This window comes from Bacillus sp. Root131, assembly GCF_001429475.1.
Taxonomy (GTDB): domain Bacteria; phylum Bacillota; class Bacilli; order Bacillales; family Bacillaceae_G; genus Bacillus_A; species Bacillus_A thuringiensis_S.
Map to the genome: position 1 here is coordinate 39374 of NZ_LMJQ01000007.1, position 25870 is coordinate 65243.

The window sequence follows — 25870 nt, forward strand, 5'->3', positions numbered from 1 at the left end:
ATACTTCAAAACATAAAGTAAATGGAATCCGTTAAAAAACACGAGTGACCCTTTGTTTTCCCCTCTTATTAAAGGAGGAACTATTATGGGATTTGGCGGTAGTTGCGGTGGAAGCTGCGGTTTTTCTGGAGGATTTGCACTATTAGTTGTATTGTTTATTTTATTAATCATCGTTGGAGCTTCTTGCTTCTGCTAAAAAACTATTGGAAAAGACACTCTTATATGGGTGTCTTTTCTTTGTAAACTAAAATGTATGTGAAATGAAAACATAGTAAGAATAGAATACTCACTTAAATTATTTTTCACTTCACAAACTACATCCAAAAAGTTGGATAATTTCTTTTACTACTCATATTATTAATGAATAAAGCAATAACTACAATAACAACGGAGCCAATTAAAACTGGTGTTACTAAATAACTCCAACTATTTGCCCCTAAAATAACGATAATCGGATCGGCGCCTGCTGGAGGGTGCGTCGTTCTCGTTAACATCATAACGGCTATTGCCATCCCCACCGCTAAAGCAATTGTCCAATATTCATTCCCAAACAAATGATATATTGATAGACCGATGAAAGTTGAAATCAAATGTCCTCCAATAATATTACGCGGCTGAGATAATGGCGCATTCCAAACTCCAAACGCTAATACACAACTCGCCCCAAATGGAGCCATTAATAATTCTGTAGAGGTTATGCTCGTTAAATATGTTAAGGTAAGAATTGTTAAAAATCCCCCTAGTAGTCCCGTTAAAGAGTCCTTTACATTTACTTGTAATGGGCTTCTTCCTTTCCCTTTCATTTTTGTAAAATATCGTACACTTATTGGTTGAGGATCTTTCTGCTTAGTTGCTGTTATATTATCCATCGTTCTCCTCCTTTATTTACCAACAATTATAACCTGACATAACTAACCTGTAAACGTTAATTTTAAGGGTTATTTCAAGAATACAAAAAAAGAATCAACTGTTATAAGTTGATTCCCTAAACTTCTTCACATTTTCGATTCTGGAATTTTGCTACCTTTTTCCGGTTCCCACATATTTTCATAGAACACCATTTTCGTTTTCCACTCTTATCTATAAATAATAAAACACAGTCAGGGTTTGAACACCTTTTAAGGGAAATAAGCTTATTTTCTACTATTAAAGTTAAAGCATCAAATGCAATTAACGATGTGAGTACATCCTCGATTTCTCCAACCGGGATAGGTACTAGCTGCTGTTCAATGATTTTATATGTAAACGGTGCTTTCTCAATTTGTTTTTCTAAATACGTAATAAAATCATTGGAAATTTCGTGCTGATCAGCAATTGCCTCAAACTGCTTTCTCATTATATTTCTTATTTCTAATATACTAGATGTAACCAGCTTCATTCGCTCTTGAATCCCTATAAATGTTTTTCCATTCAAAAAAGGAAGATTAACCTTTATTACATATAGCCATTCTAATACATCTTCATCTGTTATTAATAAATCATAACGTTGTCCACGCTTAACTAACTCTGTATTTACTAAATCTAATGAGAGATTTCCCGATATAAGTGGGAATTGTTTTGTTTCCTGCATGTACTCATCACCTTCTCTTTAAATAATCATATTCCAAATTAATACAGAAGTACAACTTTTTTATAAACTACAAAGTATGAAGATTAAAGTCTTTAGCTATAATTACGACTAGAGGCTTTTGTATGTAAGTAAATGAAAAAGGAGCTAATTTTATGGAACATAATAAAAATGGAGTGCTTGCTTTAATTGTTTTATTTTTAGGATTAGTGTTTTTTGTTAGTGGAATGGTTTATCATTTATGGGGCTCATTTTAATTTCAACTTTTAGACAGATAAATAATTCGAATCAGAGAAATGCACAATATTTTCCCTTTTCCTTCCAAAATCAATATAATAAGATATAAAATGTAATACATATAAAGATAAATATATATAGCACTCATTAAAAGTGCTTCTATTTTGGAAGGAAGAAACAAACGATGAACAAAAAGTTATTAACATCATTATTATGTAGCACATTCTTGTTTGGAGTATCAGCTTGCAGTTCACATGATACATCTGCGAAAAACGAGCAAAAGACTTCAAAAAAAACAGAGAATAACGAACTTAATCGTAAGGTTCCGCAAAAAGAACTTCCTACCAATGTAGATTCCTCTGATGTATACATGTCAATGGGATCTGCCGAGTCATTAGATGTTCTAGGGACTGGAGAAGTTAAAGCACAAGGTGTCTTTAAAGTATTAGATATCGCAGTTTATAATCACAAAGAAGAACCCATTACACTAGATATCAACAACTTTAAATTAATTGATGGATTTGGAAGAGAATATCACATTTCCAATGAATATCAGTCAGTACTTAAAGCTGCAAATATCTCCACATTCAAATTTAATATTGTTAATCCTAATGAAAGTTCGGAAGGAAACATTGTATTTAATGTACCGAAAAACACGCAAGGATTAACTTTAAAAATTAATAATGATAAGTTAGATAAAGAACTCCAATTAAAAGTGGAATAGGCCAAATAAATACGTCTACCTTAACATTCTCTACTGACATAAAAAAGTACAGTCTTTTCTACAGCAGACTGTACTTTTTTACTTATCATTTCACATAACATTCCCTAATTTTTTTGACTAGATGCTCTCCAATCACGAAAAGATGTTGGGCGTCCAGAAAAAGCTCTTTGCTTTGTAACAGATGGTTTTTCTTCAGGAGTCATTGTTTTTTCTTTAAGAGTCGCTGGTTTTTCTTTAAGCGTCACTGATTTTTCTTCAAGAATAGTCACAGCTGTTTGCATTTTTTCTAACTGTTCTTTCAACAATTGTTGTTCAATCTTTAAATCCGTAAGTAAACGTAAAATCATCTCAGAATTAGCCATAAGATCCTCCTTCCCCCAATACACAGAATAAAATACAATATGTAGAAGACAAAATACCGGTGACAAAAATAAGGTCGTCAACTCTTTTTAACTTCCAAAATCCTTTTATTTTTTTAAGGACCTGCTCCATTCATCCTTAAAAACATAAATTAAATTAAATCCATTAATAAATGGTCTTTATGGAAGGAGGAGTTAATATGGGCTATGGCGGTAGTTGTGGTGGAGGCTGTGGTTTCGGCGGCGGATTTGCCTTACTTGTTGTGCTCTTCATCTTATTAATCATCGTTGGCGCTAGCTGTTGGGGCGGCGGATTCGGCTGCTAAGGAGAGGCACTCTTGAGAGTGTCTTTTTTTTGATATGCGGCTCGTATACATATTGTTCAAATCTATATATTTTTTAAAAATATAGATTTAAAACATATTTCTCAATGAATAAAATAACTTAACATGGTAAAATAATATTTGGATGGGAGTCCAATATATTATTAAAATTAAGATGGTTCAAGTCGAAGGAAGGCACCTTAGGGTGTCTTTTCTTTTTTATAAATAATTATAAATTAAAATCGCAAAAGATACTTACTACTTATAAGGAACATTTTGTTTAGTCCAACTATCCCCATATTTATTTGAAACTAATTACTATCATAAATATAAAGAAGTTATGGATAAAATAGTGAGGTAAATAAAACAAAATATAGATTTGATTCATATTTCTCAACGAGGTACCACCAGCGTTTTTTTTAAAATAAGCTAAGCAAAAAAATAATCAGCTGCCCATATGGACAGCTGATTTACATCATTACATTTCTATTATTTATCTTACCACCTGAACAGATGCTGGTTTCCACCCCTGATTTTCTACCCAATCAATATTAACCTTATATTTTTTATTATTTTGCTTATCTCGTACATTACCGTAGGCTTTATTATTACCATTATTCCCAATAAAATCGAAAATCAATTGGCTCTCTGGAACATCAACAGCATAAGAAATTGCTTTTTTCATCTCACTCCAATCTACTGTTCCTTCTTTAAATTTCATTTCAGGTTTTGCTCCTTGCTCGGTACCAATTGGCTTCCAAGAAGGATTAGTTTGAGAACCCTTTTCTTGAGATGCCGCTTTTTCTTCCTCATTATTTTCATTTCCGTTTGTTTTTACCGATTTTTCTGCTTTTGATTTCTCTTCTAGCTGTGCTGYTTCTTTATCTTCAGTTTTCTTCTCTTCTATCTTTGCTGTTTCTTTATCTTCAGTTTTCTTCTCTTCTATCTTTGCTGTTTCTTTATCTTCAGTTTTCTTTCTCTTCTATCTTTGCTGTTTCTTCTCTTCTATCTTTGCTGTTTCTTTATCTTCAGTTTTCTTCTCTTCTATCTTTGCTGTTTCTTTATCTTCAGTTTTCTTCTCTTCTATCTTTGYTGCTTTCTTTTCTTGAGCAATTGCTTTCTTTGATGTATTAGAAGCGGTAAATAACTGGTATGTCACTATACCAACTGTCACTAATATTAAAGTAAATGCAATATTAAAAATTGCCTTTTGACGACGATTCTGTTGTTTTTCTTGAAATCTACTTACTTGTCCCATTCTTCAAACCTCCGCGTTTACTTTCTCCTCTACTCTTTATGTATTATCTCTATAATTTTCTTAATATTTTATTAAATAATAGAAATAAACTACACTTTCCTACAGGATCTCATGTCATAATAAAATTTATTTTTTTCAAGCATCTGACATATGTCATTCAAAATAGTTTAATACATTAAAAATTGATAAGCTTCCGCACTTAAGAAACCTTCAATTTTATTCAAAGGTGATTCCGATTATGTCCACATTAGATCTCCTGTAGAAAGCTTTTTAACAATTAAACCTCTTCTTCCCTTATTTATAATTTTTAAATTAAATTTCCCTCTATAGTATAATAAAGATGTTTCGTTTTCTAATGGGGTATGTCGTAAAATCAAAAGGGATTTTATCTCTTTTACCTTCTTTTCAGAGTAAATTTCACCACTAGGAAATTCTATTATTCCTAATGTAATCTTTAATTCGCTCTCATCGAAAGGCCACTCCTTATTAAGTTCCCTTATCTTTTGTATAAAGCTTCTTTTGGTTTGTCCTATATATAGCAATGTTACATTCTTAGCACATACTCTAGAGATTGCAAATATCCCCTTCTTAGAAGCTTCTTCCCTATTATAAAAATCATTTATACTATACATTCCATACCATTTAATATTTACTGTTTCTATGAATCTCACCTCATTTTTAGACAATATTATAATTTCTGAATGTTCAAATTATAATAGACGCATAGTCCTGATTACTTGAATTATAAATTGTGCTTTTCAATAATACATTTTATTATTACTAATTTCAATAATACAAAAAAAATACAATATTATAGTTTAATTACAAAACTTTATAAAAAAACAAAGTGATGTCGTACCAAATATTATATTTTTTCAATATCAGACTATCGTGAACAAAAGTTAGAGAGTTATGGAATAAAATATAATTTGTATGTACATACATTTCTTTAAAAAGAAGTTTTGTAGTTTGCAACTGAATTAAAAAAACATAGATTTTTATGACTCTTTTTGGGGATATAGCAAAGTGGGATCTTTTATATGCACGTTACTATACCGAACTAAATTTCGGTATAGTATTTTTTTGCAGCTCCTTGATTTTTCACCAAATACGCATAAAAATCAATAGTATGAAAATAAACTACTGGCTAAAAGTTTACTTTCGATAAAATAAAAAAGAACCTGCTCCATTCATTCTTAAAAACATAAGGTAAAGTGAACCCGTTAAAATACACGAATGAACCTTAGTTTTATCCTCTTACCTAAAGGAGAAACTATTATGGGCTATGGTGGTAGTTGCGGAGAAGGCTGTGGTTTTGCTGGCGGATTTGCTTTACTTGTTGTACTCTTTATACTATTAATCATTATCGGATGCAGTTGCTTCTGCTAAAAAACTATTAGAAAGGACACTCTGATATGGGTGTCTTTTCTTTATGGAAAATATCTACTATCCACCTAATTAATTTTGCCTTATAACTTCTATCATCAACAAAGGGTGATACAAACTATTACATATGTTTGTACCACCCTTTGTTGATGCGTTTAGACTTCACAAGTGTTGAAGTTTTAGACTTCTCCCTTAGTGCACCCATATTATTAGAACATCCTGTAATCTGTAGACAAAATGTAGCTAATAAAAACAATATTAATAATTTCTTCAATAAATCCTCCTACATACATAAAACACCATATGTTACAAAACAAACATAACATCAACTCTTTATAAAAACAATATAATCCTCGGTCCTTAAGCTATCTCTTAACATAGGAGTACCGTCACATATCCATCAAGCTAAGATTTTAAAATATCCCCTGCTTAAGGAATTTGTAAGTATCAAGTAAGAAAAACGAGAGCTTTGTTTCCTATAATCAAAATAGAAAGTGAAGGAAAAAAGATTATTTCTGCGATTAATATGCATGTAACAAGAGAAGAAATCTACATTTTTTTAGAATAATAATATTAGTATGTCCAAGTTTTGGAGATTGCTTGCAAATATTTTGAAGTTTTCGCACCAGAATTCTAATTACCATACTTGTTTTTTGCCATCACATATTGGAGGTTAAAACATGATTAAAAAAAAGAAAATACAAAGATTAGCACTTACCTTTATCCTACTCTTTTCTTTAGGCATTTCATCTTTCTCGCTTACAACAACTATTCACGCAGATACAAGCGAGGAACAATCTGCTGAAAAGAAACTAGTCTCTTTAACGGAGCGTACATCATTATTTTTTGAATATCTCCAGCAAGGTAAGTATGCAGAGGCACTACAGTTGACGTCTACTACTTTTCAATCCAAGTTTACAGCAACCACATTACAAAACTGGTGGACACAAAGTGGTTGGAGCGGGATAAAAAGCATGGGAATCCCCGTGATAAAAAAACGAAACTTGGTCCATCAGACGGTGGAAATTCCAGCAGATACCGAAGGAACTACCATACCGCTACTCCTTAAATTCACACCTGGCGGGAAAGTAGATGAAATTGGAGAAAGGCCACCCGAGGAATCTTATACCATCCCGCATCCTAGCTATGATCAACCTGACTCCTATCAAGAACGTGAAATCGTCATTGGAAATTCTACCTATCCGTTACCAGCGACATTAACAGTTCCGAAACATAAGCGTGGTGAAAAACTGCCCGTAGTTGTTCTTGTTCATGGTGCTGGCATCCATGATCGCGATAGCACATATATGGGAACAAAAATCTTACGAGACATTGCGGTGGGCCTTTCATCCAACGGAATTGCAGTGTTGCGCTATGAAAAGCGCACCTTAGAACATGCATTAAAGATGAGTGCAGAACCTGTTACATTAGACCGTGATACTACAGATGATGCCATATATGCAGCAAAATCAGCAGCGCAGCAGGAAGGCATTGATCCAAATAATATTTTCATTCTTGGACATAGTCTAGGAGCTGGCACAATGCCACGTATACTGAACAAAGCGCCTTCCTCACTTGTCCGAGGAAGCATCTTACTCGCACCACCTGCACGCCCTTTGACTGACATTGCCATTGATCAGTATGAATACCTTGGGGCGTCAAAGGAAGAAATCACTGAACTAAAAAGACAGGCTGCTTTTATTCAGGATCCTACTTTCAATCCTGACCATCCTCCAGCTGGCTACAATTTTGGGTCACCTCATTTTATGTATGATGTTTCTAGGTGGCGTCCAGTTGAAGAGGCAAAATCACGAAAAGAGCCTTTACTCATTCTGCAAGGAGCACGTGATTATCAAGTAACAGTAAAAGATGAATATAGAAAATGGCAAGAAGGGCTTGCAAACCGCGGGAATGTTCAGTTCAAAAAATATCCGAAATTGAATCATTTCTTCACGGAGGGTGACGGGGAATTAAGCCTCCCTAGTGAATATGAAATCCCTGCTAATGTTCCCGAGTACGTCATCCAGGACATTATTACATGGGTTAACGAGACAAAAAAATAAGCAAACATCAAAAGCCTTCATGCAATCATTATTGCGTGAAGGCTTTTTGAAACTAGTGATTCAGAGATAGCTATTATTTTATATAATATTTGCCCCAAAACGAAAAATTAGAGTCTTTTATAGCAATGAAGTTCATTTTAAGAGCAACCTGTTCTGTGAGCTTAACGGTGATGGGCGGTACCCCTAGAATAAAGAAACAAGAGTAGTTAAAGAGACTACTCTTGTTTCTTTTCCTTCTCTTCTTTTTCAATTTCAGATACTGATTTTGCTGGTTTTTTAATCATTTTATCTAATTCCCCAGAACAACCAAACTTATCCTCAAATTTATCTGTAGTACTTATACTTGCATCAAACCATAATTCCTTATCATTATTTATATATCCTTCTACAGAAGGAACCCCCATAGGGCTTACACTATGATCTGAAAGTGTGATAGATTCCACATTTTCAATATTATAATGAATATACTTTTCTATCCGTGACTCTTGTATCTTCCAAAACTTTTCTTCTTGTTCTTTTTTATTTAAGTATTCCATAGTAAAATATCCTCCTGCTATGAGTATCACAGCAGATATAACCAAAATCATTGCTTTCTTCATTGGAAATCTCCTTATAAAAAGCCTACCAATGTATTCTTCTTAAAATGGGATAGAGAAGACAAGAATAGTACAAAGACTACTCTTGTTTCTTTTCCTTCTCTTCTTTTTCAATTTCAGATACCGACTTATCAGGATTTTTTATAAGTTTTCCTAATTTCCCAGAACGCGTAAATTTGTCTTCAAAGTTTTCAGTTGTACTTATACTAGCTATAAAATCTAATTCTTTATTATTATTTATATAACCTTTTATATGAGGAACTCCCATTGGACTTATCTTATTTTCTGTAAATGTAATAGATTTTACATCTTTAATATTATAGTGAATATACTTTTCTACTCGTGCCTCTTGTACTTTCCAAAACTTTTCTTCTTTTTCTTTTTGTTTTAAGTATTCCATAGTAAAATATCCTCCTGCTATGATCACCACAGCAGATACAATCAAAATCATTACTTTCTTCATTGGAAATCCCCTTATAAAAAACTTACCATTGCATTCTTCTTAAAATGGGATAAAGAAGAAAAGAATAGTGCAAAGACTACTCTTGTTTCTTTTCCTTCTCCTCTTTTTCAATTTCAGATACGGATTTTGCAGGTTTTTTTATCATTTCATCTAATTCTCCAGAACATCCAAAATCATCTTCAAAATTCTCGGTAGTACTAATATGGGCTATAAACGACAATTGTTCATCTTTATTTATATAACCTTTTAATTTAGGAATGCCCATAGGACTTACCTCATATTTTGTAAACGTAATTGATTGTACATCTTGAATATTGTAATGAATGTATTTTTCTACTCGTGCCTCTTGTGCCTTCCAAAACTTTTCTTCTTTTTCTTTTTGATTTAAGTATTCCATAGTAAAATATCCTCCTGCTATGATCACCACAGCAGATACAACCAAAATCATTACTTTCTTCATTGGAAATCTCCTTATAAAAAGCCTACCAATGTATTCTTCTTAAAATGGGATACAGAAAATAAGAGTAGTGCAAAGACTACTCTTGTTTTTTTTCTTTCTCTTCTTTTTCGATTTCAGATACAGATTTTGCAGGTTTTTTTATCATTTCATCTAATTCTCCAGAACGCGTAAATTTATTTTCAAAGTTTTTAGTTGTACTTATACTAGCTATAAAATCTAATTCTTTATTATTGTTTATATAACCTTTTAATTTAGGGACTCCCATAGGACTTACACCCTTTTCTATAAACGTAATAGATTTTACATCTTCAATATTATAATAAATATACTTTTCTACTCGTGCCTCTTGTACTTTCCAAAATTGTTCTTCTTTTTCTTTTTGTTTTAAGTATTCCATAGTAAAATACCCTCCTGCTATAATACAAATAATGGATAAAAAAATCACCAATTTCTTTTTCATTAAAAATCCCCTTGTATTTGAATATAGTTAAAATATACCATGAAATGAGTTGAGACATATGAATGAATTAAAAAAAAATCCAATTGCGACAGATGAAGATTATTTCGAGTTATCAGATAAAGTTTATGATCCCGAAGTTTTAAAAAAGAAAAAAGTAATAACAGGAAGTAACGGGAAAGAATGGAAAGTTATAGAAACATTTGATGCAGATAAAACAAAAGTAAAAAATGGATTACAAGCAATCGCTGTAGTACCTGCAAATAAGTATAAGCCTGGTAAAAAACAGTATGACGATGTAATCATTGCATTCCGTGGTACTGAATTTGATAGATTCGATGGAGATAAAACCACAGATATAGTTCAAATTACACTTGGACAGAAAAAGAACCTTGGTGTAGCAGGCGGAAAAGCTCCGACATCATTTGATAGTGCATTAGAATTCACAGAAAAAATTAAGAAAAAATATAATCCTACATCTATTCACACTACCGGACATAGTAAAGGTGCTGCGGAGGCTCAATATGTAGCAGCAGAAATGAATTGTTATGCAACAACATATGCTGCACCAAATATTTATAGATTACTAAGTGATAAAGCAAAAAAACGAGTAGATGAAGGCGTAATGGAAAATAAAGTAGTAGATTATACTCATAAAGAAGATGCTGTAGGAAATTTCAATCAATTTGGAGCACCTATGATTGGTAAACAATTTACAACGAAAAGTAATGGAACAGATAGTATTCTCGCGGCTGTATTTATGGGACAACATCCAATGTCAACATTTCTAGAAATGTTCCACAATAATGGTAGTGTTCGACTAGAATTAGAACCAGATGATATCATTCGTCATGCAAAAGAGATACAAAAAATAAGCGATATATTATCTGATATTATTAGAAATATAGAAAGATTTCAACAACAAGAAGAAGAGGAAGTTGCGAAATTAAAGAGTCAATTGAAGCATGAGACAGGCCCTGGAGGAAAATATCATCTGTTAGAAGAACATGAAGTAGATGAAGCAATTAGAGAGGTTGCAAAAATATCCCAAAACGGAAGAGACTATTTTCATGATGTACAACTAGCAGAAGAACTAATTCATCTTTTACGGAAAAAACAAAAAGAATTGATTCATTTTGGAGATGACATTGCTTATGCAGCTAATTCATTACGAGATAAAGATAATCAATTAGGAACAAATTTTGAAGGACTGGTGGCGAGATAATATGACGGATTTTATAGGGGAAATTCAAAAAATAGAGAAAGAAATAGAGAAAGCTACAGTTGGTGCAGTTGGAACTATTATAGATGAGTTGCAAGCTGTTAAAAAGCAATTAGAAAAAGAATTGCAACAATCACTTTTAAAAACTGATGTAGCATTCAAAACAAATAGCATAGTAGCAAGCCAAAAACATGCCATTCAAAAAAACAAAGAAGCATTTCATGATGTATGCAAAAGTTTATCTGAACAAGGAATTGAATTAAACAAAAGTTTTGAAAGCAAAACAGGTAGTGCAATAAAAGAAACATTAAATAAACATCTCAATCAAATTCGAAATGAAATGATTTCTAAACAATATGATTTAATTAATAGTTGTGGAAAAAAATAAAAAATTTCTATTATTATTTTAATCTATATGTATTAGAAAAAGTCCCCTTATGTAGGACTTTTTCTAATACACGAATAGATGCTATATTATCAAGCATTGCTCCTGCTTCCATTCTATGTAGCTTTAATTTCCTAAAAGCGAAATCTACAACAAGTTGAAGAGCCTCTATTGTATAGCCCTTAGCATTATGCTCCTTATCTAAAGTAAATCCTGTATAACAGCTTTGGAGGTCTCCCCTAACAATTTGAGTTAATGAAATGTCTCCGATCAGTTTATCATTTTCTCTTAAAAAGATTCCAAAAGGATTACTTGCCCTTCAGCTTTCTTTTTTAACACTTGTTCAAGACGTATTTTTTGATGTTATTTTGTATAAAAAACTTTTGCTATCAACCTGTTCGAAAAATTGATAAAGAATAAGCGATTGAAGGATGAAAACAGAAGACTACAAGGAAAACTGTATGAACAAATATAATGAAACAAGGCTCTTACTTTGTAGTCGTATCCACGAAGTAAAAGCCTTGTTCTTTCTACTCGTTTTTTATATTAGTCTTGATTTTCCGATGGAAAGGCACAGAAAATCTACTACAGAAGTTGTGATACCTCTAGGATTAACAAATTCTTTAAATTTCTGTGTACTACGTACAAGCCCTCTACTTTTGGCATGTGCCTCTAATTCAGCTCGAACTTGTATTGTATCCGGAGCCATTCTTTCTAAAGCATGTTCAGAATATTTACGAACATTGATTTCAAGTTTTTAAAACTCATTTATTGTAACTGTAAAATGTGGCTTGAATTTTACTTCGATTGTTTTGTTTTCTTCTGTACCTAGAATGTATAGTGAATCATTACGAGTATATATTTCTTTCACTGATTCCATCTTGGTTTCTATGATACGTTTGTCTTCGTATAGCATTATTAATTCAACTGTTGCATCATAATAGAACATATTCATAACCAGTTCAAATCCAAGTTTATCAATTTTACTATATCGATACGCACCTGCACCTGGAATATAGTAATCTTCTGGTTCGCTTTCGAAAATTTCTAGTAACTCATACTTATCATGTTTAATATCCAATATTCCTCAACCTTTTTGTCATAGATTACTTACTATGCTATTCATTCTATTCTTTTTTCTTTGCGGGAACAACTGTGATAACATCACCTTTATCATTTATAACTACGTAGCCTTCGTCTCTAACGTATTTCCAAGTACCAGGATTGTCTCCTGGTTTGCGAGTGCCCGTTTTTATAATATCTTCAACTACATTTGGAGTCATTCCCCGAGGATCAACTTTTTTTAATTCTTCCATGTATTTATCTGATCCGAATGTATACCCTTTTCTTTCTGCTCTCTCACGTGCTCGCTTTGTAAGCTCCGCTCGAACTTGAACTGTATCAGGTGCCATTCTTTCAAGTGCATGTTCAGAGTACTTACGCCCATCAATGACGCCACCACCTCTTGGCATACTCCATCCAATCTCTTCAGTTACCTTTGATACTTTTCCTAAATCCTTCGCTTTTTGCTCTAACTCTCCATATTTAACAAATACTCGACCAATAACTTTAGGAGTGCCACCTACAACTGTAGAAACAGTTCCCCATACATAATCATTCGGCTCATATTTTCTATCTGTGAAAAATTCTCTTCCATTATAAATTTGTAAACCTTGTTTAATTTGTCCAACAACTGGAATAAAACCAAGCGCCATAGATCATCTTTCCCTTATTTTCAAAAGGATCTGCTCAATTAATTCTTAAAAACATAAGGTAAAGTGAACCCATTAAAATCCATGGAATGAACCCTAGTTTTACCCTCTAATCTAAAGGAGGCACTATTGTTATGGGATATGGTGGTAGTTGCGGCGAAGGCTGCGGTTTCGCTGGAGGATTCGCTTTATTAGTTGTATTGTTTATTTTATTAATCATTATCGGATGCAGTTGCTTCTGCTAAAAAACTATTGGAAAAGGCACCCTTATATGGGCGCCTTTTTGTATATTAAAAACCTCCCTATTTCCGTAGGCAGGCTAAATGTGATTTTGCACAATTGAGTTATAGCAAAATCATTTATATTGAAAGTAATGAAAATTAACTTAGTAATCCTAATACCTTAATAATCTCAATTGTTTTATTATCTTTTATTTTAAAATAAAGCCTTTTCCCTATACGTTCACTAATTACAATATTTCCAAAGGCTAATTTACGCAAATGTTGTACAATCAAATCCTCTGTAATTCTTGTTTGCTTACTTAAATCAGAAACTGACAACGATCCATATGTAATCAATTTACAAACAATTGATAAGCGAGTAGAATTCCCTAATAACCCTAAAACTTTTATACTTTCGGTATAGAAACTAAAATCCATATGAAAAGCATGTAACAGATTTTCCAACCTCCTAAAATAAGATGAATATCAACCAAAATATCTTAACATAAAAATAGTAAAAAACACCCTAAAATATACCAAATAATCATTGAGAAAAATGTTACTTGAATGGGAGTCCAATACATATTATTAAAATTAATGTGTATTGGACTTTCCATCCTCAATGAATGGAAAGTAGAGATGCTTCAATTATGTACCGATCTGGAGCGTCTCCTATATAGTCAAAAGGATAACAAGTTGTTAATGTTAATGTTGGCTCACTTTTTTCTACAATAACTGTTCGATCTTCTGAATCTGTTATCCAATGCTTGTTAATTTCATATGTATATGTTTTATTTTCATATTCCACGATAAGTTGGTCATTTTCCTTTAATTGACCAAGCTCGGTAAAAACAGTATCTCTATGTCCACTTAAAACTGTATGACCATTTCCAGATGGTGTAGTAGTTAAGTCACTAACAAACATACCTACACCCTTTTTTAGTACTTTATCATCAGCTCCCCAATATATAGAGTATTTCTTTTGTATTTTAGGGATAATTAAATATGCTACTTTATCTCCTAACTGATGGTTTACCTTTGAAGCAGGAATTTGTACAGGTTTTTCTTGTAATGAAGTGTCAGTCTTTATCTCTGTCTCTGTTTGATTGATGTTTTGCGTTTCATTTTCTTTAGAAGGTGTGGAGGTCTCATATTGTTTAGCCTCGTTAGTTGTTAACGACTCTGCTGATTGTCTAGCACTATACCATTCTAGAAAATAATAGGAAAAGATAGTAAGTCCAATAACAGTTAAACATAAGCCTATCCATTGTTTTTTATTCACTTTTATCACTCCATTTGAAAACGACAGGATTTCTCCTGCCGTTTTAAGGAACTATTTTATGCGTTTGTCTTTTTACGACGGAACATTAATACAGAACCAGCTAATGCTAATCCTAAGCTTGCTAACATCATTGTAACACCGTTTGATGCTGTATTAGGTAATTTTTCACCTTGTTTTTTTGTTTCTTTTTTCACAACTGTATTAGTATTTTTCTTTGTTTCTTTTGCAGTTGTTTGAGGCTTAGTTTGTTCTTGTTTATTATTTGTTGTTTGGTTGTTTTGTTTTGAATTCTCTTGCTTAGTGTTTTCTTGTTTAACAGGTTCTTGTTTAGTATTTTCTTGTTTAGGTTGTTCTTGAGGTTTATTAGTTTCTTTATTTTCTGTTGTAGTATTTGTGCTCTTTGGATATTTATAATCTTCACATGGAATGCCGTCTTTATCATTATCTAAACGGTGTGGATCATTTCCAACACCATATCCATTTTGATCCCAGAATGCTTGAGCATCTTGTTGACTTTTAAAATGGCCACAGTTTTTTGTATCATTAGGACTCTTAGCTGCAAATGCAGAAGAACTGTACCCCACTGTTAATAGTGTTACCGCTGTTGCTGAAGCTAATAATTTTTTCATAAATTTCTTTATCCCCCTAAATGGTATGTATTTACATTGAAATATTTTACATTTAAAAATCTAAAAATACAATAATAATTTGTAGATAAATGTAAGATTTCTAGATAATAATATCAAACTATTAATTCGTATATTGTCATATTATGTCGAAAGAAAATAAAAAAAGAGCCAAGGCCCTCTTTAATAACTACTAATAACCATAGTCACTATTCTCACAGTAATATGAATTTGATTCATCACAACAAATATATGCTGTTTGTTGGATAAATAATGGACTCGGTGAAGCGTTAGCTGTAGTAGCATTTGAGAAAGTAATACTTGAACATCCTCAAATAAGAAAGTTCTTGTATCTCCTGGTGTTAATGTAATTATTACAATTCTACATGCCTAATAAGGAAAAGGTATACCGTATACTTTATACAGTTGGCTATTGTCAGGAATCATTTTGCACGAAAGAAAAGACACTCTATATGAGTGTCTTTTCCAATAGTTTTTAGCAGAAGCAAGAAGCTCCAACGATGATTAATAAAATGAATAACACAACTAATAAAGCAAAGCCTCCAGAAAAGCCACAACCGCCACAACTACCACCATAACCCATAATAGTTCCTCCTTTAGATAAGAAGGGAAAACTAAGGTTCACTCATGTATTTTAATGGATTCGTTTCATCTTATGTTTTTCCGCATTGATTGAGCAGGTCCTTTCGAAAACTATTCACATATTAACTATATTTTTAAAAATGAATAATTTAACTATAACAATAAATAGATAAATTAATATAATGTATTTATTCTAAAAGAAGGGAGGAATAGCCATGCAATTAGTTTGTTTTAAAATAGTAAGTGGTCAGTATTTCTTGTTTGTAGAAGGTATTCAAATTCCTGTACCAATTCCAGCAGTTGCTGCAGCTTTATTAATTGGTTTAGGAGTAATTCCACTTTGTTCTTAATGTAAAGAATTCGGATCATTCCTAACTTTCAATTGGAAAAGCCTCAAGTATATGAATACTTGAGGCTTTCTTTATATCAAAGAAAAAACACCTTATAGCGCTTGAAGACCTCCTGATTTAATTAATGCGGCCGTTACATCATCACCGAAAGTATTGAGACAGAATACTTGCTCGTCTACCTTATCCATCACTGTAGCTTCACCTATCACGCCACCTTGAAGTTTAATAAAATAGTTATGTTCTTCTACAATTTTACTAAAATCTCTATTTGCCCATCTTTCAGTAATTGCTAATAGCTCTTCTTTGTTCTTGAAATTGTTTCCGTTTAGAATATTTCTTACTTTCTCTGCATTCTTTTTGGACATAGGGGTTGCTCCCTTTCCTTCACACGCTTTTACTTTTTGATGAGTCATGCTATGCATAGCTGAAATAACTTCTTCTTCAGTAGAAGTTACTGTAATGTGAAGTTGTGCATTTGAACCTTTCACTTCTGCTTCATTCGATAGTATGTCTTCTTTATTAACCTCTGCAAAAACATGGTCCTCACTCCCCATTGGGACTTCAGCAAACTGTAATATTCCATAAGTCATACCAGTTGCAAGTACTACTACCCCTATAATAGATGCTAGCCAATACGTTAGCTTCTTGTCCATCTTCATTTCCCCTGTCTTCGTTTAAATATCTTAACTAAATAATACCATATTTAATTCCTTTTTATTGAAGAGTCTCTAATTTCTACTATTTAAAAATATTCTCATCGTCTAATGCAATACGATATAATCATTTTATAATACAAAAAAATCATATTCTCATTCCCTATTTTTTTGGAGGTGATTGTCTTGAATAAAAACATCAATCTACTTCTTCAAATAATAATTGGAATTATAATCATGATCGCACCTATTCTCATAACAGGATCTATATACGATGTCACTAAATCATTTGGTGAACTATTAGTGGCAGAACTTATTATAAGAACACTTTCTCTCATTATTGGACTTTTAGTTATTAGTACGGCTTTGCATCGTTATTCTCAATAATTATTCATGTTCAAAAAATACAAATATTTTACATACCAATTCTTATGTATAAAGACACCCAAAACAAGTGTTACGAAAAAAATATAAAAAAGACATCTTTTCTAGGGAAAGATGTCTTTTTTATATAAACCTTAATGTTCGTTCTGTAAAACCCTCGCTGCCTTTACTCCTTCTTTCTCTTCTTTTAAGAATAACGATACGATAAATGCAACAATAATAAAGATTAACCCAAGTGCAAATGCACCTTGGAACCCTGACGTTAAACCGTTTAACTTCTCTACTGGATCCAGTGGATTTGCGGAGCTTTCCATATAGCTAGTTGTTCCTGAAGACATTTTCGATATGAATATAGCTGTACCAATTGCGCCAGCTACTTGTTGCAACGTACTAAATAGTGCTGTTCCGTGCGGATATAAATCTGGTGTTAATTGATTTAAACCGTATGTTTGTGCTGTCATGACAAACATGAGTCCAACCATTAATACGCTATGCATGACAATAATTTGTACCATTGATGTATCAGGAGTAATGCCTTTAAATAAGAACATTGCAATTCCTACTAAGACAATGCCGGGAACGATAATAACTTTCGGACTAAATTTATCAAATAGTTTACCTGCGATTGGTCCCATTATGGCGCTAATAACACTTCCCGGAAGCATGATAATTCCTGATTTAAAAGCTGTAACGAGTAAAACGGTTTGCAGGAACATCGGTAATAAAGTCATCGTTGAAAATAGCGACATCATCACAATGACAATTAATCCAACTGATAATGTAAACATCGGAACTTTAAATGCTCGTAATTCTAAAATTGGATTCTCAACTTTCAATTGTCGAACGGCAAAAATACATAATGAGATAAGCCCAACAATTAAAGTGCCATACACTTTTGCATCGGACCATCCTAAATCACCCGATGCACTAAAGCTATACACAAGCCCGCCAAATCCTAATGTCGATAAAAGGATAGATGGGTAATCTACTTTTGGCCTTGTTAACTCTGAAACATTTTGAATGTACTTCATCCCAATCATAATGGAAATGATCACGATAGGAATAACAATATAGAATAACCAGCGCCAATTTAATGAATCCACAATTACTCCAGATAATGTAGGACCAATTGCCGGAGCTGCCATCATCACAAGTGCGATTAATCCCATTGTCGCACCACGTTTTTCAGGCGGACAAATAATTAAAATCGTATTCATTAATAACGGTGTAATTAATCCCGTCGCTACAGCTTGGACGATACGGCCGACTAATAAAACGGAAAATGTCGGTGCGAATCCCGCAATTAATGTACCGACTAAAAACGTTACCATAGCAATCAAAAACATTTGTCTCGTTGTGAGCCATTGCTGAAGTAACGCTGTAATTGGGACTAAAACCCCAACTACTAACATGTAAGCTGTAGAAAGCCATTGAATCGTTGAAGCTGTTACACCAAATTCTTTCATTAATACTGTTAACGCATTACCAAGTAACGTTTCGTTTAATAATGCAACCATTGCCCCTAAAAGTAATGCAATTAAAATGGGGGTATGTTTCATATTAGAAGTATCAACTTTGCTACTTGCTGGGCTCTTAGTTGTCATATTCATTTGCAAATTCTCCTCCTGTTTCTTACTAAAAACTTTAAATACACCAGAACACATGTAATATAATATACATATGTAGATTAAAAAGGGAGAATCAATTTTCAGCCACTGTATATTTAATCTACAAAAAAGGAGAATTGTAGATGAACGATAATGAAAAACAAATTGATTTACGTATTAGACGTACACATAAATTACTATGGAATTCCTTATTTGAATTAATGACACAATCAAAACAGAAATATAGTACGATCACAATTAACCAAATATGTGACCGCGCGATGGTACACCGAACAACCTTTTATAAACACTTTGAAGATAAAGATGCTTTATTAGCATTTGGATTTAAACGATACAGTAAGATGATTGCTGAAATACCCGTTTCAGATCGATTAAGTAAACCATTTCAAGTAATGGAACAATTTCTACACCATGAAGAAATCGGTAAAATATTAGAAACGCAAATGTCTGATGAACAATTTATTAACCGGACACAGTATTTAAGTCACGAAACGAGAAAACAAGAAATAGAAGCGTTACATCAACTGCGCAAAAATCATACGATGCCAAACGATTTAATCATTGAATTTTATTCAGGGGCAATCACCTCATTAAGCACATGGTGGTTTAAAAATGAAAGAAGCGTTTCTGCTGCTGAAATGGATAGGTATCTTCACCAACTCATTAACCGGGATATTTTTCAGTTTGAAGAGGAATAAGACTACACCTTTTCAATCATGCAATCAAATTGACCACAAAATAGGAATATGATATATTTTCCGTAGAATACTATATAAGTGTGACAGCGAATAAATTGGCATATAATAAAAAGAAGAGATGCGCTAACATCTCTTCCTTAACTGCTACCGTATAGGGTGGTGGTTATTATACGTTATTATTTTTTTACGAAACCCACCCTTTTGCTTCCTACGGCGCGGAGTGGTTTTTTGTTGTCCTTACCCAGAAGTTGCTTCCGCAAAAAATACGCTGAAACTTCACGTACAGTCGCTTTCAGAAACTCTTTTACAAGATTAATCAAAAACTCCATATTATCACCCCCTTTCCTTCCAAATGGAAAGAAGGGATAACCACCCACCCTCACAATATGCAGTTACATATATTTTATCAAATGATTGTAAAGATATTATGTAAACAAAACAAATGAAGTTTTACATAGAAAAATATGAGTTTATATTATTTTCATTCTCTTCAATTAGATTTTCTTTTTAGATGCTATCTTCAAATAAGGTAGCATCTAAAAAACGTTAAAAGGAATTTTCTCCCTAGTGTCTTCTTATATTTTATGTAATCTGCGTATTTAACCTTTTCTACGTTCTTTAATTACTTACTGAATATAGTCATACAGATTTTTCGCTAACAATAAACAAGTTACTGTAATGAAAAGAGCACGAACATACCCGCTTCCTTTTTTTATAGCGAATTTGGAGCCAACAATCCCTCCAGCAATTTGAGCAATCCCCATTATAAAACCATACACATAGTTTACTTGCCCTACATACATAAACATCAACAATGCACCAACGTTACTTCCTAAATTAAGAAACTTCGCAGTACCTGCTGCTTTTAAAAAATCATACCCAATAAATAAAAGAGAAAACATTAAAAATGAACCTGTACCAGGACCTAAAAAGCCATCATAAAAACCAATAGCAAAAATAAAAAAGGTAAAAATAATGACGTGTCGACCAGACAATTTCTTATGAGTGGAAATACTTCCCCAATCCTTCTTGAATATCGTATAAATAGCGACCACACCAAGCATGATCAGCATTAATGGCTTCAGTACTTCTGGGTTCATTAAATGAACGGTCCATGCCCCTATTATGGAACCTATAAAAGTGATTGGAAATAATTTAAACGCCGATTTCAAATCAAGATTACCAGAACGATAAAACACAATATTACTAGTTGCACTTCCCATTGTCGATGCTAGTTTATTCGTAGCTACTGCACTTGCTGGATTCAGTCCTGTAAATAATAAAGCTGGTAAAGCAATGAGTCCACCACCACCTACAACTGAATCAATAAATGCAGCTACAAATCCAAAAACAATCAAAATCATTAATACGGATGGGTCTAAATAAAAATCCATACTAGTAGCCTCCCCTTTAGTCACTATTCGAATAGTAACTAATAATTTGCTAAATGTAAACAGTTATTGTAACGTTAAAATATAAAAGCAAACATCGGAGGACGAAAAAAGTGGACTACATAGTGCAACAACTAATAACTAATAATTTGCTAAATGTAAACAGTTATTGTAACGTTAAAATATAAAAGCAAACATCGGAGGACGAAAAAAGTGGACTACATAGTGCAACAGCTTAAAAAAATTGGTTTCAATGAATATGAAGCTAAATCTTATGTATCTCTTGTTAAACAAGGGCCTGTCACAGCCTACCAAGTGAGTAAAGATTCGGGTGTCCCAAGAGCGCGAATTTACGAGATTTTAGGTAACCTTGTAGAAAAAGGAATTGTCATGAAGGAAGAAATAAATGACACCACTCGCTATTCACCTCTACCTGTTGAAATCTTTTTACAGAAAGCTCAATCAGAATGGCATTCTACTTATGAAGGAATCAGTGATTCATTAAAAAAACTCGAAACTTCCGAGGAAAAAACGGATAATCGAGTGATTACTTTAAAAGACAATCAAACAATCATTAGCTATTGTCAGGCATTAATAAAAAAAGCAGAACAACGTATTGTCATTTCAATGTGGGATGAGATGTATGAAGCGTTAAAAGAGGAACTATGTGAGGTAGCTGATAAAGTTTCAGTACAAGGTATTACCTTACATGTTGAAAATCCAATTAAAAATCTAGAAGCTCATCGTATCACACCTTATACAGAAACCCTCTCTACAGAACATTGGTTTATTGTATCGATAGATTCTAAAGAGATGATTTATGGACCATCAATTGAAGAGCGTAATATTGCTTTTTATACAGATGACCCCGTTCATATATACTTACTTGAGGATTATGTATGGCATGACGTTTTAGTAAATCGACTTGTCCGACGTAGCCAAGATGACTTGCAGCAGTGGATTACTGCAGAGAGAAAGTCTTTCTTTATGGGGAAATGAGGAACATATTCAAGAGCAAACCAAAAGATTTGCGTATTAAACCTAACAACTTCTCCGTACAAAAATAGCCGACTATTATATAATAAATATTCGGCTATTTTTGTATAAATTTATACAGACGCTGCCATTACCCCAGCGATTAATGAGATAAACGCTTCTCCCACTCTTTCACCTTTTCAATTGTTACATCTAATTTTTTAGCTATTTCTTCTACACTCATTCCTTTAAAGAGCATTCCAGCTGCCGAAAGTGCTTTATCAATTTCTTCTTGCTTCTCCTGTTCATATAAACGACCCACTTTTGTCATCCGTAACCACTCCTTTACTTTTTTCGCGTAGTCTTCATCAATAAATTTATCTGTAGCTACAAGAATTCCGGCAATAACTTGAATTTGTTCTTGCTCATCGGAGATACATTTTGCTACTTCTATCGTCTTCTCAATTAAAATTTGTCTTTTTTCTCTGCTATGCATAAGTGGTACAAGTATCAATTTCATGGTTTCTTCATCCGTCAAAGATTTTCCTTCTTCCATTTTTTTAATAACCTTTTGAAGGATAGCATCACCATTATATTCGCTTAGTAAAACCGCTTTGGAATTTAAACGTATACTAGATACATCTATTTTTTCTATTGGATTCATTACCTCACTTGTATAAATAACCACGATTCGAATATCCGGTAACTCTTTATTCTTATTATAATAACGATACATAATTTGATTTGCATAATCCATATACTTCAAATGGTTTTCAAGGAAACGGGTATTACTTTCATACTCTAACATTAAAATTGAACCATCTTCCATTTCAAATAAAGTATCTGAGCGCCTTTGATCTGCACGAACTCTCGAGAATTCATTTAATAACAGCTCTTTTATTTTTGGAAAGCCTTTTAATCCATATGCTTCAAGCCCTTTATCCCTATAACATTCACTTAAAAACTTCATAAGAATATCTTTATTATGATAAGAAATATCATTCCCTGCCAATAGCTAATCCCCCTTAACTATTAGTTACCATTTTCTTTATTATATAACTTATGAAATTAGCATTACAACTTTGGTTCACATGCAGATACTATTTTCAAAACAACTTGCCCTTTCACTACTTTATCCCCTCCACAAACTGCCCAAACTCCTTCAAAAACCTCAATTTAAAACTCCCCACAGGCCCATTCCGATGCTTTGCCACATGAATCTCCGTCATCTCTTTCTGCACCGTTTCCTTATCATAATAATCCTCGCGATACATAAGCATAATAACATCCGCATCTTGCTCAATTTGTCCTGTCTCTCTTAAATCAGATAAAAGAGGGCGCTTATCTTGCCGTGCTTCTACCGAACGAGATAATTGTGACAATGCTACTACACAAACATTTAATTCCCGCGCTAATAACTTAAGCTTACGAGAAATCTCACTAATCTCTTGAAATCGATTTCCCTTATGCTTCGGATCACCCGTAATAAGCTGCAAGTAATCTACAATAACTAAAACCTTCTTATCACCGTGCTTCCTCTTTAACTTACGAGTTTGCATCCAAATATCTTGCACCGTAACACCTGCGTTATCGTAAATCTCAAATGGTAATTCCCCGATTTCCGCAAACGCCTTACTCACCTTTTCCCAGTCCTCTATCGCAAAACGATGCTTCGGATTTTTTAGCCTACCTCCTGACACTTCACCTATGCAAGAAGCCATCCTTTTTAACAATTGCTTACTACTCATCTCTAACGAAAACAATCCAACCGCCGCTCCAGACTTCGCCGCATGCAGTCCAACATCTAGTGCAAACGCAGTCTTCCCCATAGAAGGACGCGCACCAAGAACGACAAAATCACCTTCCTGCAATCCGCACGTCATTTTATTTAACGATGTATAACCAGACTCAATACCAGTAATCTCTTTCACATCTTGATGAAGCTCTTCATATAAATCAACTAACGCATCCTTCAAATCAAACTCACATACACAGTCCTTCTCCTCTAACTCACAAAGTGCCGTAATCGTCTCACCAATAATTTTCTCATTCTTCTCCGCAATAAGACGCTCCCCCATCTTGTGCCCGAGAACACCCGCCTGATACATTTTCCAGGCACCTCGAACAAGCCCCTCATAATAAGAGAAGTTGGCAGTCGTAGGCACACCATCCATTAACCCTATAAAATACTCCATTCCCCCGATCCCCTCTAAAAACTTCGGATCTACCCTAGAAATGAACGTCACAAGATCAATCGGTTGCCCCTCTTCTTCCATTTTTCGCATTAACTGAAATATAGACTTATGCACTGACAGAGAAAAATACTGCTCCGTCAAACGGCACTCCTTAATAAGCTCTCCATCAAGTAATAGAGAACCTAACACCGTCTTTTCCGCCTCCACATTTTGAATACTCATGGACGCCACCCGCGCTCCGCTAAAAAGCGCTGCAACTCTTCCTCAGACGGCGCATTCTTCTCCCACTCCTCACACCTCGCCAAAAACTCCTCCGTCTCCCCCGTACTAACAGCCGACTCCTTTTTCCTAAAGCTCGCCGTATCCGCCTCAACCTCAGAAACTTTCGTAAATCCTTTCCCGTGCCATCCTCTCAAAATGCCCTTCACATAAGCAACCGTCCGCTTATTATTCTCAAACGCAATTTGAAGAGCCTTCAGCACAAGCTCCTCTGACAAATCTTCCATCCACGCACTCAATTCCTCCACCGTATGAGGGGACAAACTACCAAAATGCTGCTCATAAAAAGAAAACACGCGACTCCCCGTCTCTTCCTCTATAACCTCTTCTTCCTCTGTCTCCTCACAAACTGGCTCAACATCATCCACAGCCAAATCACTCGGCATACCGAAATGCGCTAAAAGCATCGGAACATTCAGCTCCTCCTCTACGCACTTCTGAAGAAACATATGTACAAACTCCTTATTCTTCACACCCTTCAGCTCACGAAGCACACACTTCTCCACATTCGTATTCGTCACTGGATTATAACGAAGCCAATTTAAAACGAATAACTCCCGTGTCTCCGCATCATAAAGAATCTTCCCATAATCAACAAAGCGCTGCACAAGCTTATCAACAGTCTCCCGATTATAACCCGTCTCCATCTCAGCTAATCGCTTCGGAAAAGGAAAAATCCCACACTGCGTCGTCTTCGAACAAGTCAACAAGTACACATAAAAATACCGCTCCTCCGGCGTCAAATCCAAAACAAAATCATCCTGCCAAAAATTCACCTGCACAGTACGATACACCGCCATCCCAATTCCTCCCGTCCTAATTCAAAAATGAAAATTTCCTCTTTGTACTATATATAGGAAGGAGGGCCGGGTTTTTGGCGTGTTATTTCAAAATTTTTTTCGACTCCTACTACGGTGTTTGTTGGTGTTTTTGTTTTGTTGTGTTTTTTCTTAGTGATTTATTACTTGGTAGGGGCTTGCAAGGGGCTTAGGAGGGGTTAGTTATCGGTTACTTTGATTAGAAACACTCGATCTGAGAAGCCACCTCGTTCTTCTGCTTTCTTTTTACGGATGTTGTTGATTTCTTCTAGAGTTGTGCCTTCATGTTCGGCTAGGGCGTTTATTAGTTCTAGTAGGTCGGATAGTTCTTCGAGTTTATCGGTTTTGTTTTTGCTTCGATTTATTCTGTTAGTTCTTCTTGTGTTTTCTTGCAGAGTTCCTCTATGTATTCATCTTCGTTTAGGATTCTTGTTGTGGGTGTTTTTCCGTTAGCTTTTATTATTTGTTGGATTTTATTTCGGATTAGTTTGTTGTAGGTTAGCATGTGGGTTTCCTCCGGTTGGTTTTTCTTCTATTATAATGGAAAAGCAGTTT

32 protein-coding genes and 4 pseudogenes are annotated in these 25870 nt (G+C 33.9%); 12 read left to right on the plus strand and 24 right to left on the minus strand.

All coding sequences use genetic code 11. From position 1 onward, the window contains the following. The first annotated feature begins 85 nt into the window (after nucleotides 1-85). Nucleotides 86-196, plus strand: a complete 111-nt coding sequence (locus ASE54_RS34785) for a YjcZ family sporulation protein (RefSeq protein ID WP_000505686.1) — start codon at nucleotides 86-88, stop codon at nucleotides 194-196. Between the two features lie 118 nt (nucleotides 197-314). Here the strand turns inward: ASE54_RS34785 and ASE54_RS18755 are convergent, their stop codons facing one another. Both ASE54_RS18755 and ASE54_RS18760 read right to left on the minus strand, forming a co-directional pair. Beyond that, nucleotides 315-869 (minus strand): HPP family protein, encoded by a 555-nt coding sequence (locus tag ASE54_RS18755; protein WP_000368843.1) that lies wholly within the window; start codon nucleotides 867-869, stop codon nucleotides 315-317. 116 nt (nucleotides 870-985) lie between these two features. Beyond that, entirely contained in the window at nucleotides 986-1570 is a 585-nt protein-coding gene (locus tag ASE54_RS18760) for a CGNR zinc finger domain-containing protein (protein WP_001158427.1), read from the minus strand. 418 nt (nucleotides 1571-1988) lie between these two features. Between ASE54_RS18760 and ASE54_RS18765 the strand changes: the two genes are divergently transcribed. Next, entirely contained in the window at nucleotides 1989-2528 is a 540-nt protein-coding gene (locus ASE54_RS18765; protein ID WP_001035633.1) for a DUF4352 domain-containing protein, read from the plus strand. A 104-nt stretch (nucleotides 2529-2632) separates the two neighbouring features. On the opposite strand, the gene ASE54_RS18770 is transcribed toward ASE54_RS18765, so the two are convergent. Further along, nucleotides 2633-2890, minus strand: coding sequence for a hypothetical protein (locus tag ASE54_RS18770; RefSeq protein ID WP_000013694.1), 258 nt, complete (start codon nucleotides 2888-2890; stop codon nucleotides 2633-2635). 197 nt (nucleotides 2891-3087) lie between these two features. Here ASE54_RS18770 and ASE54_RS34795 point away from each other — a divergent pair, with 197 nt between their 5' ends. Continuing rightward, complete coding sequence (locus ASE54_RS34795; RefSeq protein ID WP_000540377.1) at nucleotides 3088-3213, plus strand: YjcZ family sporulation protein; 126 nt, start codon at nucleotides 3088-3090, stop codon at nucleotides 3211-3213. 490 nt (nucleotides 3214-3703) lie between these two features. On the opposite strand, the pseudogene ASE54_RS18775 reads toward ASE54_RS34795, so the two are convergent. Together ASE54_RS18775 and ASE54_RS18780 are read right to left on the minus strand one after the other, a co-directional pair. Further along, nucleotides 3704-4468: pseudogene (locus ASE54_RS18775) on the minus strand (YrrS family protein). A 236-nt stretch (nucleotides 4469-4704) separates the two neighbouring features. After that, nucleotides 4705-5139 carry a hypothetical protein gene (locus tag ASE54_RS18780; protein ID WP_002162905.1) on the minus strand — a complete coding sequence of 145 codons (435 nt, stop codon included), beginning with the start codon at nucleotides 5137-5139 and terminating at the stop codon, nucleotides 4705-4707. A 607-nt stretch (nucleotides 5140-5746) separates the two neighbouring features. Here ASE54_RS18780 and ASE54_RS34800 point away from each other — a divergent pair. Both ASE54_RS34800 and ASE54_RS18785 read left to right on the plus strand, forming a co-directional pair. Beyond that, nucleotides 5747-5857 carry a YjcZ family sporulation protein gene (locus ASE54_RS34800; protein WP_000540371.1) on the plus strand — a complete coding sequence of 37 codons (111 nt, stop codon included), beginning with the start codon at nucleotides 5747-5749 and terminating at the stop codon, nucleotides 5855-5857. A gap of 677 nt (nucleotides 5858-6534) precedes the next feature. Continuing rightward, complete coding sequence (locus tag ASE54_RS18785) at nucleotides 6535-7917, plus strand: alpha/beta fold hydrolase (RefSeq protein ID WP_000592099.1); 1383 nt, start codon at nucleotides 6535-6537, stop codon at nucleotides 7915-7917. Between the two features lie 215 nt (nucleotides 7918-8132). On the opposite strand, the gene ASE54_RS18790 is transcribed toward ASE54_RS18785, so the two are convergent. From ASE54_RS18790 to ASE54_RS18805, 4 genes are all read right to left on the minus strand, one after another. Next, nucleotides 8133-8516: a DUF1433 domain-containing protein gene (locus ASE54_RS18790; protein WP_000710035.1), complete on the minus strand. Its 384-nt coding sequence runs from the start codon at nucleotides 8514-8516 to the stop codon at nucleotides 8133-8135. 76 nt (nucleotides 8517-8592) lie between these two features. Further along, nucleotides 8593-8976, minus strand: coding sequence for a DUF1433 domain-containing protein (locus ASE54_RS18795; protein ID WP_000757416.1), 384 nt, complete (start codon nucleotides 8974-8976; stop codon nucleotides 8593-8595). Between the two features lie 76 nt (nucleotides 8977-9052). Beyond that, nucleotides 9053-9436, minus strand: coding sequence for a DUF1433 domain-containing protein (locus ASE54_RS18800; RefSeq protein WP_000757430.1), 384 nt, complete (start codon nucleotides 9434-9436; stop codon nucleotides 9053-9055). A gap of 76 nt (nucleotides 9437-9512) precedes the next feature. Then, the gene (locus tag ASE54_RS18805) at nucleotides 9513-9896 is read right to left on the minus strand and encodes a DUF1433 domain-containing protein (protein WP_000728326.1); all 384 of its coding nucleotides are present in this window, start codon (nucleotides 9894-9896) and stop codon (nucleotides 9513-9515) included. Nucleotides 9897-9954: 58 nt separating this feature from the next. Here ASE54_RS18805 and ASE54_RS18810 point away from each other — a divergent pair, with 58 nt between their 5' ends. Both ASE54_RS18810 and ASE54_RS18815 read left to right on the plus strand, forming a co-directional pair. Continuing rightward, the gene (locus ASE54_RS18810) at nucleotides 9955-11118 is read left to right on the plus strand and encodes a hypothetical protein (RefSeq protein WP_001004181.1); all 1164 of its coding nucleotides are present in this window, start codon (nucleotides 9955-9957) and stop codon (nucleotides 11116-11118) included. A gap of 1 nt (nucleotide 11119) precedes the next feature. Further along, nucleotides 11120-11503: a hypothetical protein gene (locus tag ASE54_RS18815; RefSeq protein WP_000129120.1), complete on the plus strand. Its 384-nt coding sequence runs from the start codon at nucleotides 11120-11122 to the stop codon at nucleotides 11501-11503. A gap of 55 nt (nucleotides 11504-11558) precedes the next feature. Here ASE54_RS18815 and ASE54_RS34810 read toward each other — a convergent pair. The 3 genes and pseudogenes from ASE54_RS34810 to ASE54_RS34820 all read right to left on the minus strand — a co-directional run. After that, nucleotides 11559-11893: pseudogene (locus ASE54_RS34810) on the minus strand (GNAT family N-acetyltransferase); the annotation flags it as partial. A gap of 364 nt (nucleotides 11894-12257) precedes the next feature. Further along, nucleotides 12258-12581, minus strand: coding sequence for a hypothetical protein (locus tag ASE54_RS18820; protein WP_000351759.1), 324 nt, complete (start codon nucleotides 12579-12581; stop codon nucleotides 12258-12260). Between the two features lie 46 nt (nucleotides 12582-12627). After that, a complete protein-coding gene (locus ASE54_RS34820) occupies nucleotides 12628-13215 on the minus strand; it encodes a hypothetical protein (RefSeq protein ID WP_003256395.1) in 588 nt (195 codons plus the stop codon). Between the two features lie 131 nt (nucleotides 13216-13346). On the opposite strand from ASE54_RS34820, the gene ASE54_RS34825 reads away from it, so the two are divergent. Next, a complete protein-coding gene (locus ASE54_RS34825) occupies nucleotides 13347-13457 on the plus strand; it encodes a YjcZ family sporulation protein (protein WP_000540371.1) in 111 nt (36 codons plus the stop codon). A 135-nt stretch (nucleotides 13458-13592) separates the two neighbouring features. On the opposite strand, the gene ASE54_RS18830 is transcribed toward ASE54_RS34825, so the two are convergent. The 4 genes from ASE54_RS18830 to ASE54_RS34830 all read right to left on the minus strand — a co-directional run bounded on the left by ASE54_RS18830 (nucleotide 13593) and on the right by ASE54_RS34830 (nucleotide 15945). Then, nucleotides 13593-13871: an ArsR family transcriptional regulator gene (locus ASE54_RS18830; protein WP_000347623.1), complete on the minus strand. Its 279-nt coding sequence runs from the start codon at nucleotides 13869-13871 to the stop codon at nucleotides 13593-13595. Nucleotides 13872-14052: 181 nt separating this feature from the next. Beyond that, nucleotides 14053-14715, minus strand: coding sequence for a class D sortase (locus tag ASE54_RS18835; protein ID WP_001036101.1), 663 nt, complete (start codon nucleotides 14713-14715; stop codon nucleotides 14053-14055). A 56-nt stretch (nucleotides 14716-14771) separates the two neighbouring features. Further along, nucleotides 14772-15344 carry an excalibur calcium-binding domain-containing protein gene (locus tag ASE54_RS18840; RefSeq protein WP_000734528.1) on the minus strand — a complete coding sequence of 191 codons (573 nt, stop codon included), beginning with the start codon at nucleotides 15342-15344 and terminating at the stop codon, nucleotides 14772-14774. Between the two features lie 493 nt (nucleotides 15345-15837). Further along, nucleotides 15838-15945 carry a YjcZ family sporulation protein gene (locus ASE54_RS34830; RefSeq protein ID WP_000540375.1) on the minus strand — a complete coding sequence of 36 codons (108 nt, stop codon included), beginning with the start codon at nucleotides 15943-15945 and terminating at the stop codon, nucleotides 15838-15840. Between the two features lie 214 nt (nucleotides 15946-16159). On the opposite strand from ASE54_RS34830, the gene ASE54_RS37405 reads away from it, so the two are divergent. Further along, nucleotides 16160-16294 (plus strand): hypothetical protein, encoded by a 135-nt coding sequence (locus tag ASE54_RS37405; RefSeq protein WP_001177693.1) that lies wholly within the window; start codon nucleotides 16160-16162, stop codon nucleotides 16292-16294. A 92-nt stretch (nucleotides 16295-16386) separates the two neighbouring features. On the opposite strand, the gene ASE54_RS18845 is transcribed toward ASE54_RS37405, so the two are convergent. After that, nucleotides 16387-16947: a PRK06770 family protein gene (locus ASE54_RS18845; protein WP_000358713.1), complete on the minus strand. Its 561-nt coding sequence runs from the start codon at nucleotides 16945-16947 to the stop codon at nucleotides 16387-16389. Nucleotides 16948-17133: 186 nt separating this feature from the next. Here ASE54_RS18845 and ASE54_RS36435 point away from each other — a divergent pair, with 186 nt between their 5' ends. After that, the gene (locus ASE54_RS36435) at nucleotides 17134-17334 is read left to right on the plus strand and encodes a hypothetical protein (RefSeq protein ID WP_001038824.1); all 201 of its coding nucleotides are present in this window, start codon (nucleotides 17134-17136) and stop codon (nucleotides 17332-17334) included. 131 nt (nucleotides 17335-17465) lie between these two features. On the opposite strand, the gene ASE54_RS18855 is transcribed toward ASE54_RS36435, so the two are convergent. Further along, complete coding sequence (locus tag ASE54_RS18855) at nucleotides 17466-18941, minus strand: MDR family MFS transporter (RefSeq protein WP_001057552.1); 1476 nt, start codon at nucleotides 18939-18941, stop codon at nucleotides 17466-17468. 140 nt (nucleotides 18942-19081) lie between these two features. On the opposite strand from ASE54_RS18855, the gene ASE54_RS18860 reads away from it, so the two are divergent. Beyond that, a complete protein-coding gene (locus ASE54_RS18860; protein WP_000999291.1) occupies nucleotides 19082-19657 on the plus strand; it encodes a TetR/AcrR family transcriptional regulator in 576 nt (191 codons plus the stop codon). A gap of 144 nt (nucleotides 19658-19801) precedes the next feature. Here ASE54_RS18860 and ASE54_RS18865 read toward each other — a convergent pair. Together ASE54_RS18865 and ASE54_RS18870 are read right to left on the minus strand one after the other, a co-directional pair. Further along, nucleotides 19802-19986 (minus strand): annotated as a pseudogene (locus tag ASE54_RS18865) (hypothetical protein). A 297-nt stretch (nucleotides 19987-20283) separates the two neighbouring features. Further along, on the minus strand, nucleotides 20284-21051 hold the full coding sequence (locus ASE54_RS18870; RefSeq protein ID WP_000348437.1) for a TSUP family transporter: 768 nt from the start codon (nucleotides 21049-21051) through the stop codon (nucleotides 20284-20286). A gap of 210 nt (nucleotides 21052-21261) precedes the next feature. Here ASE54_RS18870 and ASE54_RS18875 point away from each other — a divergent pair, with 210 nt between their 5' ends. Next, on the plus strand, nucleotides 21262-22047 hold the full coding sequence (locus ASE54_RS18875) for a TrmB family transcriptional regulator (protein ID WP_000384580.1): 786 nt from the start codon (nucleotides 21262-21264) through the stop codon (nucleotides 22045-22047). A 139-nt stretch (nucleotides 22048-22186) separates the two neighbouring features. On the opposite strand, the gene ASE54_RS35860 is transcribed toward ASE54_RS18875, so the two are convergent. From ASE54_RS35860 to ASE54_RS35865, 4 genes and pseudogenes are all read right to left on the minus strand, one after another. Then, entirely contained in the window at nucleotides 22187-23035 is an 849-nt protein-coding gene (locus tag ASE54_RS35860) for a hypothetical protein (RefSeq protein ID WP_000908108.1), read from the minus strand. A 115-nt stretch (nucleotides 23036-23150) separates the two neighbouring features. Next, nucleotides 23151-24440 carry a replicative DNA helicase gene (gene dnaB / locus ASE54_RS18885; protein ID WP_000027321.1) on the minus strand — a complete coding sequence of 430 codons (1290 nt, stop codon included), beginning with the start codon at nucleotides 24438-24440 and terminating at the stop codon, nucleotides 23151-23153. Next, nucleotides 24437-25297, minus strand: coding sequence for a DnaD domain protein (locus ASE54_RS18890; protein WP_000312210.1), 861 nt, complete (start codon nucleotides 25295-25297; stop codon nucleotides 24437-24439). The genes dnaB and ASE54_RS18890 overlap by 4 nt, the downstream gene beginning before the upstream one ends. 197 nt (nucleotides 25298-25494) lie before the next feature. Then, nucleotides 25495-25820 (minus strand): annotated as a pseudogene (locus ASE54_RS35865) (nucleoside triphosphate pyrophosphohydrolase). Nucleotides 25821-25870 lie beyond the last annotated feature (50 nt).

Bases quoted from the DNA above. Each gene is read 5' to 3' on its own strand.
- ASE54_RS34785 (WP_000505686.1), top strand. From the start codon at position 86: ATGGGATTTGGCGGTAGTTGCGGTGGAAGCTGCGGTTTTTCTGGAGGA.
- ASE54_RS18755 (WP_000368843.1), bottom strand. From the start codon at position 869: ATGGATAATATAACAGCAACTAAGCAGAAAGATCCTCAACCAATAAGT.
- ASE54_RS18760 (WP_001158427.1), bottom strand. From the start codon at position 1,570: ATGCAGGAAACAAAACAATTCCCACTTATATCGGGAAATCTCTCATTA.
- ASE54_RS18765 (WP_001035633.1), top strand. From the start codon at position 1,989: ATGAACAAAAAGTTATTAACATCATTATTATGTAGCACATTCTTGTTT.
- ASE54_RS18770 (WP_000013694.1), bottom strand. From the start codon at position 2,890: ATGGCTAATTCTGAGATGATTTTACGTTTACTTACGGATTTAAAGATT.
- ASE54_RS34795 (WP_000540377.1), top strand. From the start codon at position 3,088: ATGGGCTATGGCGGTAGTTGTGGTGGAGGCTGTGGTTTCGGCGGCGGA.
- ASE54_RS34800 (WP_000540371.1), top strand. From the start codon at position 5,747: ATGGGCTATGGTGGTAGTTGCGGAGAAGGCTGTGGTTTTGCTGGCGGA.
- ASE54_RS18785 (WP_000592099.1), top strand. From the start codon at position 6,535: ATGATTAAAAAAAAGAAAATACAAAGATTAGCACTTACCTTTATCCTA.
- ASE54_RS18790 (WP_000710035.1), bottom strand. From the start codon at position 8,516: ATGAAGAAAGCAATGATTTTGGTTATATCTGCTGTGATACTCATAGCA.
- ASE54_RS18795 (WP_000757416.1), bottom strand. From the start codon at position 8,976: ATGAAGAAAGTAATGATTTTGATTGTATCTGCTGTGGTGATCATAGCA.
- ASE54_RS18800 (WP_000757430.1), bottom strand. From the start codon at position 9,436: ATGAAGAAAGTAATGATTTTGGTTGTATCTGCTGTGGTGATCATAGCA.
- ASE54_RS18805 (WP_000728326.1), bottom strand. From the start codon at position 9,896: ATGAAAAAGAAATTGGTGATTTTTTTATCCATTATTTGTATTATAGCA.
- ASE54_RS18810 (WP_001004181.1), top strand. From the start codon at position 9,955: ATGAATGAATTAAAAAAAAATCCAATTGCGACAGATGAAGATTATTTC.
- ASE54_RS18815 (WP_000129120.1), top strand. From the start codon at position 11,120: ATGACGGATTTTATAGGGGAAATTCAAAAAATAGAGAAAGAAATAGAG.
- ASE54_RS34820 (WP_003256395.1), bottom strand. From the start codon at position 13,215: ATGGCGCTTGGTTTTATTCCAGTTGTTGGACAAATTAAACAAGGTTTA.
- ASE54_RS34825 (WP_000540371.1), top strand. From the start codon at position 13,347: ATGGGATATGGTGGTAGTTGCGGCGAAGGCTGCGGTTTCGCTGGAGGA.
- ASE54_RS18830 (WP_000347623.1), bottom strand. From the start codon at position 13,871: ATGGATTTTAGTTTCTATACCGAAAGTATAAAAGTTTTAGGGTTATTA.
- ASE54_RS18840 (WP_000734528.1), bottom strand. From the start codon at position 15,344: ATGAAAAAATTATTAGCTTCAGCAACAGCGGTAACACTATTAACAGTG.
- ASE54_RS34830 (WP_000540375.1), bottom strand. From the start codon at position 15,945: ATGGGTTATGGTGGTAGTTGTGGCGGTTGTGGCTTTTCTGGAGGCTTT.
- ASE54_RS37405 (WP_001177693.1), top strand. From the start codon at position 16,160: ATGCAATTAGTTTGTTTTAAAATAGTAAGTGGTCAGTATTTCTTGTTT.
- ASE54_RS18845 (WP_000358713.1), bottom strand. From the start codon at position 16,947: ATGGACAAGAAGCTAACGTATTGGCTAGCATCTATTATAGGGGTAGTA.
- ASE54_RS18855 (WP_001057552.1), bottom strand. From the start codon at position 18,941: ATGAATATGACAACTAAGAGCCCAGCAAGTAGCAAAGTTGATACTTCT.
- ASE54_RS18860 (WP_000999291.1), top strand. From the start codon at position 19,082: ATGAACGATAATGAAAAACAAATTGATTTACGTATTAGACGTACACAT.
- ASE54_RS18870 (WP_000348437.1), bottom strand. From the start codon at position 21,051: ATGGATTTTTATTTAGACCCATCCGTATTAATGATTTTGATTGTTTTT.
- dnaB (WP_000027321.1), bottom strand. From the start codon at position 24,440: ATGAGTATTCAAAATGTGGAGGCGGAAAAGACGGTGTTAGGTTCTCTA.
- ASE54_RS18890 (WP_000312210.1), bottom strand. From the start codon at position 25,297: ATGGCGGTGTATCGTACTGTGCAGGTGAATTTTTGGCAGGATGATTTT.